The sequence below is a fragment of the Streptomyces poriferorum genome (genome assembly GCF_019399235.1).
Lineage (GTDB): Bacteria > Actinomycetota > Actinomycetes > Streptomycetales > Streptomycetaceae > Streptomyces > Streptomyces poriferorum.
This window is the reverse complement of record NZ_JAELVH010000183.1, coordinates 1-13,260: the sequence shown is the minus strand read 5'-3', so window position 1 is coordinate 13,260 and position 13,260 is coordinate 1. Positions and strand designations below refer to the sequence as shown.

10 protein-coding genes are annotated in these 13,260 nt (G+C 70.5%); 4 read left to right on the top strand and 6 right to left on the bottom strand.

The window, feature by feature from the left end:
- From JGS39_RS27065 to JGS39_RS27050, 4 genes are all read left to right on the top strand, one after another.
- Positions 1-4,278 (top strand): non-ribosomal peptide synthetase (locus tag JGS39_RS27065; RefSeq protein ID WP_219572205.1); only part of this gene is annotated, 4,278 nt, incomplete at its 5' end.
- Positions 4,278-4,505 carry an MbtH family protein gene (locus JGS39_RS27060; protein WP_306069906.1) on the top strand — a complete coding sequence of 76 codons (228 nt, stop codon included), beginning with the start codon at positions 4,278-4,280 and terminating at the stop codon, positions 4,503-4,505. The genes JGS39_RS27065 and JGS39_RS27060, both read left to right, overlap by 1 nt.
- Positions 4,506-4,513: 8 nt before the next feature.
- Entirely contained in the window at positions 4,514-5,455 is a 942-nt protein-coding gene (locus tag JGS39_RS27055; protein ID WP_219572210.1) for an ATP-binding cassette domain-containing protein, read from the top strand.
- Positions 5,456-5,472: 17 nt separating this feature from the next.
- The gene (locus tag JGS39_RS27050) at positions 5,473-6,321 is read left to right on the top strand and encodes an ABC transporter permease (RefSeq protein ID WP_236064194.1); all 849 of its coding nucleotides are present in this window, start codon (positions 5,473-5,475) and stop codon (positions 6,319-6,321) included.
- Positions 6,322-6,419: 98 nt separating this feature from the next.
- On the opposite strand, the gene JGS39_RS27045 is transcribed toward JGS39_RS27050, so the two are convergent.
- From JGS39_RS27045 to JGS39_RS27020, 6 genes are all read right to left on the bottom strand, one after another.
- Complete coding sequence (locus JGS39_RS27045; RefSeq protein WP_219572204.1) at positions 6,420-7,517, bottom strand: prephenate dehydrogenase; 1,098 nt, start codon at positions 7,515-7,517, stop codon at positions 6,420-6,422.
- A 42-nt stretch (positions 7,518-7,559) separates the two neighbouring features.
- Positions 7,560-8,882 (bottom strand): aminotransferase-like domain-containing protein, encoded by a 1,323-nt coding sequence (locus tag JGS39_RS27040; protein WP_372456171.1) that lies wholly within the window; start codon positions 8,880-8,882, stop codon positions 7,560-7,562.
- 14 nt (positions 8,883-8,896) lie between these two features.
- Entirely contained in the window at positions 8,897-10,012 is a 1,116-nt protein-coding gene (locus JGS39_RS27035) for an alpha-hydroxy acid oxidase (protein WP_306069905.1), read from the bottom strand.
- A gap of 104 nt (positions 10,013-10,116) precedes the next feature.
- Positions 10,117-11,238, bottom strand: coding sequence for a 4-hydroxyphenylpyruvate dioxygenase (gene hppD, locus JGS39_RS27030; protein ID WP_219572200.1), 1,122 nt, complete (start codon positions 11,236-11,238; stop codon positions 10,117-10,119).
- Positions 11,239-11,342: 104 nt separating this feature from the next.
- Positions 11,343-12,284, bottom strand: a complete 942-nt coding sequence (locus tag JGS39_RS27025) for a TauD/TfdA family dioxygenase (RefSeq protein ID WP_219572198.1) — start codon at positions 12,282-12,284, stop codon at positions 11,343-11,345.
- A gap of 82 nt (positions 12,285-12,366) precedes the next feature.
- Positions 12,367-13,197, bottom strand: coding sequence for an alpha/beta fold hydrolase (locus JGS39_RS27020; protein ID WP_219572197.1), 831 nt, complete (start codon positions 13,195-13,197; stop codon positions 12,367-12,369).
- Between the last annotated feature and the right edge of the window lie 63 nt (positions 13,198-13,260).

Genomic DNA, 13,260 nt, shown 5'->3' with positions numbered 1-13,260 from the left:
AGCCGCGCCCCCCGCACCCCGCAGGAAGAGATCCTCTGCGGGCTCTTCGCCGACATCCTCGGCCTCTCCGGGACCGGGACCGGGACCAGGGTCGGGATCGACGACAGCTTCTTCGACCTCGGCGGGCACTCCCTCCTCGCCACCCGACTCGTCTCCCGCATCCGCACCGCACTCGACGCCGAACTCTCCGTACGCCAGCTCTTCGAAACCCCCACCGTCCTCGGCATAGCCGAAGCACTCACCAGCGCCACCACCGCCCGCACCGCCATCACCGCAGGCCCCCGCCCCACACACATCCCCCTCTCCTTCGCCCAACAACGCCTCTGGTTCCTCCACCAGTACGAACCCGGCAGCTCCCTCTACAACATCCCCATCGCCCTCCGCCTCACCGGCGACCTCGACACGGGCGCACTCCACACCGCACTCACCGACGTCGTGGCACGCCACGAATCCCTGCGCACCCTCTTCACCCAGAACACCGACACCACAGACCCCCACCAGGTCGTGCTCGATGTGGACCGGGCCCGGCCCGTCCTGGAGGTGGTGGGCACGACCGAGGCTGATCTGGACGGGCAGCTCGCGGCGGCCGCCCGGTACAGTTTTGATCTCACCGGTGAACTTCCTTTCAGGGCATGCCTGTTCGAGACCGGCGCCGATCGGCGCGTGCTGCTTCTGCTGATGCATCACATCGTGGGCGACGGCTGGTCGATGGGGCCCCTGGCCCGGGATCTGACGACGGCGTACGCGGCACGGGTCGAGGGACGGGCCCCTGCCTGGGCCCCGCTGCCCGTGCAGTACGCGGACTTCACCCTCTGGCAGCGCTCAAACCTCGGCTCCGAGGACGACCCCGAAAGCCTGGCGTCCCGCCAGCTCTCTGCATGGCAAGCAGAGTTGGAGGGGCTGCCGGCGGAAATTGAGCTGCCCACCGACCGTCCGCGGCCCGCCGAGCCGTCCCATCGCGGCGGGAGCGTCGACCTCGACCTGTCCGCCGAGCTGCATGCCGCCGTCATCGAGCTGGCAGGCAAGCAGAACGTCACCCCGTTCATGGTGGTGCAGGCGGCCCTCGCCGCGCTTCTGTCCCGGGTGGGTGCGGGGGCCGACATCCCGCTGGGCACCGCGGTCGCCGGGCGTGACGATGCCGCGGTGGAGAACCTCGTGGGGTTCTTCGTCAACACCCTCGTGCTGCGCACCGACCTCTCCGGCAACCCCACTTTCCGTGAGCTGCTCGACCGGGTGCGCCGCACCGACCTGGCGGCGTTCGGCCGGCAGGACGTACCGTTCGAGCGGCTGGTCGAGGTCCTCAACCCGGAGCGGTCGCTGTCCCGGCACCCGCTGTTCCAGACGGCGTTGAGCTGGAACACCGAGGCGGCGGTGCTCGATCTGTCCGGCGTGGCGCCGGAGCGGCAGCGGGTACATGTCGGCACCGCGAAGTTCGACCTGAACGTCGTGCTCGCCGAGCAGCGCACCGCATCCGGCGGGGCCGCGGGGATTCTCGGGCAGATCGAGTACAGCCTCGACCTCTTCGACCGGGAGACCGTCGTGGGGCTCGCGGAGCGGCTCGTGCGGCTGCTGACCGCCGCGGTCGCCGACCCCCGGCTCCGGGTCGGCGAGATCGAGATTCTCTCGGCCCCGGAACGGCAGCGGATCGTCCACGACTGGAACGCCACCGGTGCGCCGGTTCCCGCGGCCTCCTTGCCGGAACTGATCGCGGCACAGGCGGACCGCACCCCGGACGCCGTGGCCGTCGAGTGCGGCGGGACCCGGTGGACGTACCTCGAACTGAGCGCCCGTGCCGCTGAGTTCGCCGAGCGCCTGGTCGGACTGGGGGTGCGGGCGGAGACGCCCGTCGCCCTTCTCATGGAGCGGTCTGCGGATCTGGTGGCCGCACTGCTCGCGGTGATGCGGGCGGGCGGTGTGTACGTACCCCTGCACACCAGGTATCCGACCGCACGGATGCGGTCGGTGCTCGACGAGGCCCGGGCGCCGGTCCTCGTGATCAGCCGCAACCTGGCGGGGCACGAACTGGTCGCCGAGCAACGGGCTGCAGGGACGGCGGTGTTGATCGCCGAGGAGTCCGGTACCGACCAGTCCTTCGGGGCCGGACCTGCCCTCCTGCCGGAGCGCATCGAACCCGACCGGCTCGCCTACGTGATGTACACGTCCGGTTCCACGGGCAAGCCCAAGGGCGTCTCCGTGTCCCACCGCGCCGTGGTCGACCTGGCCATGAACCGTAGCTGGGGGATCGGCCCGCACGACCGCGTGCTGATGCACGCACCGCACGCGTTCGACATCTCCGTGTACGAGATCTGGCTGCCGCTGCTCCGCGGCGCCCGGGTCGTGGTCGCCCCGGCGGGCGAGGTGGATGCCGCGGCCCTCGACCGGCTGGTCCGCGAGCACGGCATCAGCCACCTGCATCTGACAGCGGGCCTGTTCCGGGCCATGGCCGAGGAGCTCTCCGCGACCTTCGGCCACGTCCGTGAGGTACTCACCGGCGGCGACGTCGTCTCCGCGAGCGCGGTCGAGCAGGTCATCGGGGCCAACCCGGCGACGACGGTCCGCCATCTGTACGGGCCGACCGAGATCACGCTGTGCGCCACCGGTCACGCGGTCACGGCCCCGTACCGGGCGGCCGACGGGCTGCCGCTGGGGCGCCCCCTCGACAACACCCGGGTCTATGTCCTGGACGCAGGGCTGCGGCCCGTGCCGGCCGGAGTGGCCGGCGAGCTGTACATCGCCGGATCCGGTCTGGCCCGGGGGTACGCCGGACGGCCGGACCTGACGGCTGAGCGTTTCGTGGCCGACCCGTTCGGTGCGCCCGGGACCCGTATGTACCGCACGGGAGACCTCGTGCGGTGGTCCGGGGGAGGGCTGCTGGAGTTCGTGGGCCGGGCGGACGACCAGGTCAAGATCCGCGGCTTCCGGGTGGAACCCGCGGAGGTGGAGACCGTGCTCGCCGGTGCCCCCGGGGTGGCGCAGGCCGCCGTACTCGCACGGGAGGACCGGCCGGGCGACAAACGCCTCGTCGCCTATGTGGTGCCGGCGCCGGACGCTCACCCCGAGGCAGCCGCACTGCGCGACTTCGCGGCGAACGAACTGCCCGAGTACATGGTGCCGTTCGTCGTCCTGATCGACGCGCTGCCGCTGACGCCCAACGGCAAACTGAACCGGCGCGCGCTGCCGGCCCCCGAGTACGGCGGGGAGGGACGCGGTGAGCCGGTCACCCCGCAGGAACAGATCCTGTGCGGCCTGTTCGCGCAGGTGCTCGGCCTGGAGCGGGTCGGGACCGAGGAGAGCTTCTTCGCGCTCGGCGGACACTCCCTGCTGGCCACCCGGCTCGTCAACGGTGTCCGCAAGGCGCTGGGCCGGGACGTCTCGGTACGCGACCTGTTCCAGTCGCCCACGGTGGCCGGGCTGCTGCGCCAGCTGGACGCCGAGGGCAGCAGCGACTCGTTCTCACCCGTGCTGCCCCTGCGGACCACCGGCCGCCGCACTCCGCTCTTCTGTCTGCACCCGGCGCTCGGCATAGGCTGGTGCTACGGCCGCCTCGCAGGCCAGCTCCCCGCCGATCTTCCCGTGTACGCCCTCCAGGCGCGCGGGCTGCTCGGCCAGGAACCGCCGGCCGGGACGCTCGAAGAGATGATCGACGAGTACTGCGCACACATCCGGACCGTGCAGCCCGAGGGCCCGTACCAGCTCATCGGCTGGTCGATGGGCGGACTCCTCGCCCACCGGGTCGCCACCCGGCTTCAGAGCCAGGGACAGCAGGTGGCCCTCCTCGCCGTCGTCGACGCCTACCCGGTGCGGCCCTCCCGCGAGGACTGGGACCCGGCCGAACTCACGGCGCAGATCAACGCGGACGTCGGCTTCGACACCGAGCAGGTGGGCCCCGGGCAGGAGGCGGAGGTACTCGCGGAACTCCGTGCCAAGGGGCATCCGCTGGGACACCTTCCCGGCGGCGACATCGGGGCCGCGGTCCGCGTCTACGTCAACAGCACCGCGCTGACCCGGGGCCTCCGTCCGGAACGGTTCACCGGCGACGTGCTGTTCTACTCGTCCGGCGCCTCGTTCAGCAGGGACGACGCGACGTTCAACGCCGAGGTGTGGCGGCCGTACGTGTCGGGTGACATCACCGAGCACGTCGTGGACTTCCTGCACGAGGACCTGATGATCGAGCCGGCCGCGGTCGCCGAGATCGCGGCGGTCCTCGCCAAGCACGTACGGGATCCGGAACGTTCCGGGCCCGTCGAAGCGCACAACACCGAGCACAGGAGCATCTGATGAGCAACCCGTTCGAAGACCCGGAAGCCGGCTACCTCGTACTGGTCAACGACGAGGCCCAGCATTCCCTCTGGCCGGCCTTCGCCGAGGTACCCGCGGGCTGGACGGTCGCCCTGGCCCAGACCGACCGCGCCGCGTGCCTGGAGTACATCAACCAGAACTGGACCGACATGCGGCCCAAGAGCCTCGTCGAGGCCATGGCGGGTTCCGGGGCGGACGCGGCTTGAACGAGGTCATGATCGAGGCGGCCGGGGTCTGCAAGAGCTTCGGCGATGTCCACGCCCTGAACGGCGTGGACATCGAAGTCGCCCGGGGCAAGGTCCTCGGGCTGCTCGGCCACAACGGCGCGGGCAAGACGACCCTGGTGAACATCCTGTCCACGGTGTCGCCCCCGACCGCGGGCACGGTCAGGGTCGCCGGGTACGACGTCACCACGCAGGGAGCCGCGGTGCGCGCCAGGATCGGCGTGACCGGGCAGTTCGCCTCGGTCGACGAGTACCTGTCGGGCTACGGCAACCTGGTCCTGATCGCCCGGCTGCTCGGTGCGGGCCGGCGCCAGGCGGCGGCCCGGGCCACCGAACTGCTCGAACTGTTCCGCCTGACCGAGGCCGCCAAGCAGCCGTCCCGCACCTACTCGGGCGGTATGCGCCGGCGGCTCGACCTCGCGGCCAGTCTCGTGGGCCGTCCCGATGTGCTGTTCCTGGACGAGCCCACGACAGGTCTCGACCCGACGACCCGCATCGCGCTGTGGGAGACGGTCGAGGGTCTGGTGGCCGACGGTACGACAGTGCTGCTGACCACGCAGTACCTGGACGAGGCCGACCGGCTCGCCGACTGGATCACCGTCCTGTCGAAGGGCCGCGTCATCGCGTCGGGCACCAGCGGCCGGCTCAAGGCGGAACTGGGAAGCCGCGCGGTGCATGCCGCGCTGACCCCGGACTCCGACCTGTCGGCGGCCACCGGAGCACTGGCGGCGGCGGGCTTCCAGCCGCGCCCGGACCCGGAGCGGCACGCCCTGAGCACGCCGGTGGACACCTCCGCCGACATCGCGGCCGTGGTGCGGGCACTCGACACCGTGGGCGCCGAGCTCGTCGAACTCACTGTCAAGGAGCCGTCGCTGGACGACGTCTATCTGGCACTCACCCAATCGCCGACGGCCCTCGCAGGCGCGGCCTGACATCGCGGGAGTCTCCGTTGGCCCTCCAGGAACGCACCCGGGACACGGCACCCATCGCCGTGCCCGACACCACAGCCGAATGGCGAGGCGGCAGCATCCGCGCCCAGTTGTGGGTGCTCACAGGCCGGCAGATCCGGTCCATGTACGGCGACACCCGGCTCGCGCTGTTCAGCCTGCTCCAGCCGCTGATCATGCTGCTGCTGCTCAGCGAGATCTTCGGCAGCATGGCGAACCGTGACGACTTCCCCCACGGGGTGCGCTACATCGACTACCTGGTGCCCGCGCTGCTCGTCACCACGGGCATCGGGTCCGCGCAGGGCGCCGGCGTGGGTCTCGTCAAGGACATGGACAACGGCATCGTGGCCCGGTTCCGGGTGCTGCCCACCAGGCTGCCGCTGGTCCTGGTGGCCCGCTCGCTTGCCGATCTGCTGCGCGTCTTCACCGAACTGCTCGTCCTGCTGGCCTGCGGCACGGTCTTCTTCGGCTTCCGGCCGTCCGGCGGTGTGCTCGGCACGGCCGCGGCCCTGCTGCTCACGGTGTTCGTCATCTGGTCCCTGATCTGGTGCTTCATCGCACTCGCCGCATGGCTGCGGAGCGTCGAGGTCATGTCGAGCATCGCGGTCCTGGTGATGTTCCCGCTGATGTTCGCCTCCAGCGCGTTCGTCCCGCTGAAGGGGCTGCCGGAGTGGCTGCAGGTCGTGGCCAAGGTCAATCCGGTGACGTACGCGGTGGACGGCTCGCGGCGGCTCGCGCTGGGCTGGGACCTGGGGCTCGGGGTGGTCGGCGCGCTCGGCACGAGCGCCGTACTGCTGGCCCTGGCCGGTTTCGTCGCTGCCAAGTGCTTCCAGCGGGCCCCCAACGCCTGAGCCACCCTCCCCTCCGGGACGCATCCGCGACGGCGGGACACGACAGCGGAGCCGCTCCCCCGGGGGAGCGGCTCCGCTGTCGTGTCCCGCGCCGGACGCTATTCGCCCTGGCCGCTCGGCCAGTTCGAGGACTGCGCCGCCCAGCCCCGATGCCGCAGCTCCTGCGCGAGCGCGTGTTCCGTACCGGCGGCCACCGCGAGACTCGCCCGCCCGAGCAGCTGCTTGGCCGAGTGGTCGATGCCGATGTCCTCGATGTTGGCCCCGGCCGCCGCCACATCGGTGAACAGCCGGGCCAGCTCTCCGGGACTGTCCCCCACGGAGACCTCCACCGCCGTGAACGCGGCATCGGGCACCCCGTGCTTGCCGGGAATCCTGGCCCGCCCGTCCACCCCGCGCTGCAACGCCTCGGACAGTTCCGGCTCACCGCCGCGCCCCTCGGCGGACCGCCGCAGCGCCGCCACCGCTTCGAGCACATCCCCGGCGAAGGCCTCCAGCACATCGGCGACCGGCCCCGCGTTCGCCGACAGGATGTCCGTCCACAGCGCCGGGCTGCCCCCCGCGATGCGGGTGACATCACGCAGCCCCTGCCCGGCCAGGCGCAGCGCCGACTCGTTCCCGTCCAGGAGGCGGGCCGCGGCAAGGCTCGCGATCAGATGCGGGGCGTGCGAGACGAGCGCCACCGCACGGTCATGGTCCTCGGCGTCGAACAGCACGGGCGTGGCCCCGCACAACGCCGTCAGTTCCAAGGCGCAGTTGAGCGCGGAATCACTGGTGACGGCGGACGGCACCAGCACCCAGGGGCGCCCCTCGAAGAGATCGGCGCGGGCGGCCAGCGGCCCCGACCGCTCACCGCCGGCCAGCGGATGCCCGCCCACCACGGACGTCAGGTCGCATCCCAGCGCCTCGATCCGCTCGCTCGGCAGGCCCTTGACGCTCGCGACATCCGTGTAGAAGCGGGCCGTTCCCCGCTTCTGCAGCATCGCGAGCACCGGTGCCACCTGGACCGGTGGCACCGCGAGGATCGCGATGTCCGCCACCTCGCGCGGCTCCTCCGCCCGCCCGGCGCCGAGCGCCTCGGCGGTCTGTAACGCGGCGGGGTCGGCGTCGGTCAGATACGTGGTGATGCCCCGCTCGCGCAGAGCGAGGGCAATGGACGTGCCGATCAGGCCGGTTCCGGCTATGACTGCGGTGCGCATGGGAAACGGGACTCCACTTCGAGACGTCGGGAATGCGGCCGGTCAGCCGTTGAGACGGTCGGCCACCAGCGCGGCAAACCTTTCGAGCCCTTCGTCGATCTGTTCCGGAGTGACCAGGCTGTACGACAGCCGGATCTGCCGTTCCGCCGCGTCCTCGGTACTGAAGTACCGCATGGGTGTCCACAGCACGCCGTAGTCGCCGGCCGATACTTCGAGCAGCTTCTCGTCGGCGGCAAACGGCACGTCCAGCACGAGGAAGAAGCCACCGCGCGGCGTGTTCCAGCGCACTCCTGAACCGCCGCCTGCCGGGAAGTGCCGGCGCAGCCCCGCGAGGAGCCGCTCCAGGTTGCCGCGGTACACCGCGATCTCCCGCTCGTTGGCCTTGAGCAGACTGTTCCCGTACGTGAGCAGCTTGCCGGCGATGACCGCCTGGGCGATGGGCGAGGTGTTGACCGTGACCATGCTCTTGATCTTCGAGAGCTGGTCGGCGAACAGACCCACTTCGCCGTCCGCGCCCGCCACGCTCTGATCGGCCACCGCGAACCCGATGCGTGCCCCCGGCAGACCGGTCTTGGCGAACGACCCCAGATAGACGACCCGGTGGTGCGTGTCGAGGGCCTTCAGCGTGGGCAGCCGTACGCCGTCCGCACTGAAGTAGCCGTACGGATTGTCCTCCAGGAGCAGCAGATCCTCCTGCTCCGCGAAGGCCAGGGCGGCCTGCCGGGTCTCCAGGTCCATGCTCGTGCCGGCCGGATTGGAGAAGTCGGGCACCAGGTAGCAGGCGCGTGGCCGCAGCCCGTTCGCGCGCGCCTCGCGGACCGTGGCCGCGAGGCTGTCCATGTCGATCCCGTGCGGGCCGCCCGCCACTTCGAGGACCGGCATGTCGACCAGCCGGGCCGCGCCCTTCAGGCCGACGTAACTCGGCGAGACGGCCAGCACGACGTCGCGGTCGTCCCTGCGCAGGGCGCGCAGCACCAGGAACATCGCCTCCTGGCAGCCCACCGTGACGACCACGGACCCGGCAGGCACCGAGATGCCCTCGTCGGCCCGGAGGTGGTCGGCGATCAGCTCGTGGATGATGCCGTTGGTGCGTCCGTACTGGAAGAACGTGCGCCGCACCTCCTCGTCGCCGTACCCCTTCTCCTCCTTCAGGTACTGCTCGAAGCGCCGCAGGTAGTCGTGCACCTGGCCGGTCTCGAAGAATCCCTCGAAGGGCCGGCCCGGCGCGAACGAGATTGCGCCCGGGTGGAGATGAGCGATTTCGTTCAGGAAGTTCATCGACCCCAGCGCGGGGTCCTCCAGTGAGCCGTGCAGGCCCGCGGTGCTCAGCTGGGCGGCGCCCGCGGCAGCGTATTCGGTCGTCACGTTCGGCAGGCTGGTCACCGCGGGATCCCTTCGTCGTGTTTCGTCGCCCGGTCCAACGGCAACGGGCCTCTGCCGGTACGCAGCCGACTCGCCTCGCTCACGTTCGCGCAGCCCGCCAGACCGAGGGCGTCACGCAGTTCCTCCGCCAGCAGACCCAGGACCTCGCGCGCCCCGGCCTCGCCGCCCGCCGCGAGCCCCCACAGCAGCGGCCTGCCCACGAGGACACCACTCGCGCCGAGCGCCAGTGCCTTCAGCACATCGACCCCGCTGCGGAATCCGCTGTCCACCAGAACCTCGACGCGCCCGTCGATCGCGGCACACACGGCTTCGAGCGCGTCGACGGCCGGGATCGCACCGTCCAGTTGGCGCCCGCCGTGGTTGGACACCACCACGGCGTCCGCACCGCATTCAGCGGCCCGCACGGCGTCCTCCGGATCGAGGATGCCCTTCACGATCAGTGGCAACTTCGTCCGGGACCGCAGCTCCTGCACGTCCGCCCAGCTCAGTGAGGGCGCGAACGCCGTGCTGGTGTGCGAGGCGAGGGCGGAAGCCCCCGGAACCGCACGGTGCGCCTCGGAAGCCGGGTCCACGGTGAAGTTGGCGGCCCGCACCTCGGGAGGCAACGAGAATCCGTTGCGTACGTCCCGCAGCCGCCGGCCCATCCACGGCACATCGACCGTGAGGACCAGGGCCGAGCAGCCGGCGTCCTCGGCCCTGCGCACAAGCTCGTACGACAGGGCGCGATCGCGGAGCCAGTACAGCTGGAACCAGGTGGTGGCGCCCACCTCGGCGACCTGCTCCAGCGGGAAACTGCTCAACGTCCCCACGGTGAACGGGACTCCGGCGTCCTTCGCCGCCCGGGCCGCCGCCAGCTCACCCTCGGGGTGGACCAGCTGGTGGTACCCGATCGGTGCGGTGGCCACCGGCATCGACACCTCACGGCCGAGCAGCGTCGACGCCGTCGAGCACGCCGAGACGTCCCGCAGGGCACGTGGAACCAGCCGGACGCGGTCCAGAGCCGTGCGATTGGCCGCGAGCGTCAGTTCGGCACCACTGCCACCGGACACGAAGTCCCACACCGGCCGGGGGAGCACGGCGGCAGCGGCCTGCTCCACCTCGCGAATGCTCACCGCCGCGGGAACCGTGCCACTGTTCACCACGGCTGGGACCGTGCCACTGTTCGCCGCGGCCGGGGCCGTGCCACTGCTCTCCGCTGGAGCAACCGTGCCACTGCTCACCGCGGCAGCCCGATCTCGCGCTGCCGCTCCACCTCGACCGCCTCGTACAGCGCCTTGATGTTGGAGCTGCCGAAGGTCTCGGCGCCGATCCGCTCGATGACCTCGAAGAACAGGGTGCGCCGGGCGTGCGTCGACCGCGTGAAGATCTGGAACAGCTGACCGCCGTGGTCCTCGTCGACGAGGAGGTTCAGCTCACGCAGCTCGTCCAGTGAGTGCTTCTTCAGCGAGAGCCGTCGCCCCAGCAGCTCGTAGTACGCGGCGGGTGTCTTCAGGAAGCCGACCTCACGTTCCGACAGCGTGCGCACCGTGCGGGGCGCGTCGTCGCTGGAGAACGCGATGTGCTGGATGCCCGCACCGTCGTGGTTCTTCAGGAACTCGTCGATCTGGCCGGCGTCGGCCGACGGGTCGGGCTGGATGATCGTGAAGGTGATCTCGCCGGACGGGCTCTGCACCACCTTCGACAGCATGGCCTGGGTACCGACGGCGATCCGCTCCTCGAAGATCTCCGCAAAGCCCAGGACCTCCTGGTAGAAGCGGACCGTCGGATCCAGCTCCCCGATGTTCACGCACACGGCGAAGTGGTCGATCTCCAGCAGACCCACTCCGCGGTCGGGCGCCTCCGCGTGCTCCACCGGCCGGAAGCCGGCCGGCAGCCCGGCGCTGTCCGAGGCCTCCCGCTCGACCAGCGGGTGCGTCAGATCTCCGAACGCCCCCACGGTCGCGGTCGCGAGCACCCCGCCGCCCTGGTGTCCGGCCGCCTCCGCCAACGACCGCGCGCCCCGTCCCACGGCCTCCTCATAGGCCGCCGCGACATCATCCGTACGCAGGGCGATGGCGGCGACACCGTCCCCATGACCGAGTACGTACACGGACGCGGGGTGCTCATCGCTGATCCCTTCGGTGAGCACCATCATGATCCGGCCCTGGCACAGCGCGGCACTGCGGAAGCCCTCTTCGGGGGAGCCCGCGGTGCCCACCACCGTGAATCCGTAGCTGTCGACCCAGTGACCGACCTTGGCGTCGAGGTCCTCGACGTACAGCTCGACGTGGTCGAGGCACAGACCGTCGAGGTGGCCGGTGCCGCCGACGATGGCGGACGATATCGGTTCTGAGGACATGGTGATCCTGTTCTCGTGTAGGGGCGAAGCAGATCTGTGGCGTCCTGGGCGGCCAGGTGCCCACGCGCCGTGCGGTCGCCTACGGCGCGTGGGCACCTGGTCCCTCAGTCGGACATCGCGACCAGAATCCGACGGGGACCGGTGAACGGCCGGCGCCCGTGGCCCACCAGTACGTTGTCGATGAGCAGGAGGTCGCCGGTGTGCCAGTCGACGTCGACCGCCGCGTCGAGCCCCTTGTCCCGCACCTCGATCACGTACTCGTCCGGGATCGCGCTCCCGTCGGCGAACCTGACGGACTGGGGCAGCTCCTCCTCGGGCAGGATCTGCGCGAGTTCGGCCGCCATCTCGTCACCGAGCGCGGCAGGGTGCCACTGGTCGGACTGGTTGAACCACACCTCGACTCCCGTCACGGGGTGCCGGACGGTGGACGGGCGCAGCTGCGTCACCCGCAGCCCGCCGTCGCCGCGCCACTCCCACTCGGCCTCCGTGCCCTTCAGGAAGGCCTCGACCTCCGCCTGGTCACCGGTCTCGAAGGTGTCCTGCCAGCTCTTGCCCAGACCACGGCCGCCGTGCAGGTTCTGCGAGTAGCGGACACCGCCCGCGAAGGCCTCACGGATCGCCGGATCCAGCGACTCCAGCCACAGCGTGCCGTCCACCACCGGCGTCGCCCCGCCCGTCGTCGGCTCGTGCGCCGCGAAGAACAGCAGCCGGGACGGCCACGCGTGCGCGTACGAGAGCTCGTTGTGCATGGAGATCGTCAGCTCGGGCGGGTACTCCGTCGAGGTGTAGATGTTGCTGCCGACCTTGCTGCGCGGCGAGTTCCCGTGCACGTAGGCGAGCCGGTTGGGCAGCAACAGGTCCATGGCCGGTTCGAGTGTGCTCTCCGAGACCTGGAAACCGCGGAACACCAGCGCCTTCTCGGCGATGAGCATGCTGCTGATCTTGTCGGTGTCGGCCAGGAACCCGGCCAGACCCGCCGGAGTCGGATCGACACCGGCATCATCCGCGGTGATCTCCAGCGGCTTCCAGCCGTGCTGCTTACTCATGGGGACCTCAATTGGCTAAGGGAGAGAAGGAGTGCGAAACACGCCACCGGCCCCCGGACGGGGCGACCGGTCCGAACGGTGATCAGCGCCGGACCGTCTGTCGGTCCGCGACGGTCCGGAAGAACTCGACGATGCCCTTGTTCACCGAGTCCGGATCCTCCAGATATCCGTAGTGACCGCATCCGGGAATGACCTCGAAGGAGGCCCCCGGAATGGCCTCGGCCACCTCACGCCCCAGCTCGGGCGGCGTGACCAGGTCGTCCTGGAACGCGATGACATGACAGGGGACGGAGATGCTCCGGTACGCGGGCAGGCGCGAGGGAGTGGGATCGAGGCCCAGCTGCGCACGCTCCCCGGAGACGTTCCCGGACGTGGCCTCCAGGACCTCCAGCCAGTCGCTCACCTCCACGTCGTTCAGGAGCGAGCGCGGCGAAAGATTCCGCATCACCTGGACCACCGCGTCGAACTTGGGAGGAAGCCGCACCCCGGAGTCGTACAGCTCGATCTCCGCCCGCGTCAGCGCCCGGCGCATGGCGTCCACACGCCCCCGCGTGGCAAGGAGCACGGCGCTCTGCACGAGATCAGGACGCCGCAGGGCCAGTTCCTGGACGACGTACGAACCCAGAGAGGTGCCGACCAGCCGGCAGCCGTCCAGCCGAAGGTGCCCGATCAGGCCGACGACGTCGTTCACCATGTCCTGGATGGTGAACCCGTCGGCGCAGGGGGCACTGGGCGCGATGCCACGGTTCTCGAAGGTGATGACCCGATAGCCCGCTGCGACCAGCGCGGGAACCTGGTGCAGGTGCCACGCCCGGCCGGTGGCTCCCGACCCCATCACCATGACGACGGGCTCGCCGGTACCACCGGAGTCCTCGTAACTCAGACGAATTCCGTTGACCGGAACGATTGGCATGGCGATCTCTTTCGCTCTGGGACAGGTAGGTGGTTCTGTTGGCGTGGGGGGGCGAGGGGGAGG

What these genes read in the sequence shown, in the direction of transcription:
- JGS39_RS27020 (WP_219572197.1), bottom strand. Translation starts at nt 13,197, where the DNA reads ATGCCAATCGTTCCGGTCAACGGAATTCGTCTGAGTTACGAGGACTCC.
- JGS39_RS27055 (WP_219572210.1), top strand. Translation starts at nt 4,514, where the DNA reads ATGATCGAGGCGGCCGGGGTCTGCAAGAGCTTCGGCGATGTCCACGCC.
- JGS39_RS27060 (WP_306069906.1), top strand. Translation starts at nt 4,278, where the DNA reads ATGAGCAACCCGTTCGAAGACCCGGAAGCCGGCTACCTCGTACTGGTC.
- JGS39_RS27025 (WP_219572198.1), bottom strand. Translation starts at nt 12,284, where the DNA reads ATGAGTAAGCAGCACGGCTGGAAGCCGCTGGAGATCACCGCGGATGAT.
- JGS39_RS27045 (WP_219572204.1), bottom strand. Translation starts at nt 7,517, where the DNA reads ATGCGCACCGCAGTCATAGCCGGAACCGGCCTGATCGGCACGTCCATT.
- hppD (WP_219572200.1), bottom strand. Translation starts at nt 11,238, where the DNA reads ATGTCCTCAGAACCGATATCGTCCGCCATCGTCGGCGGCACCGGCCAC.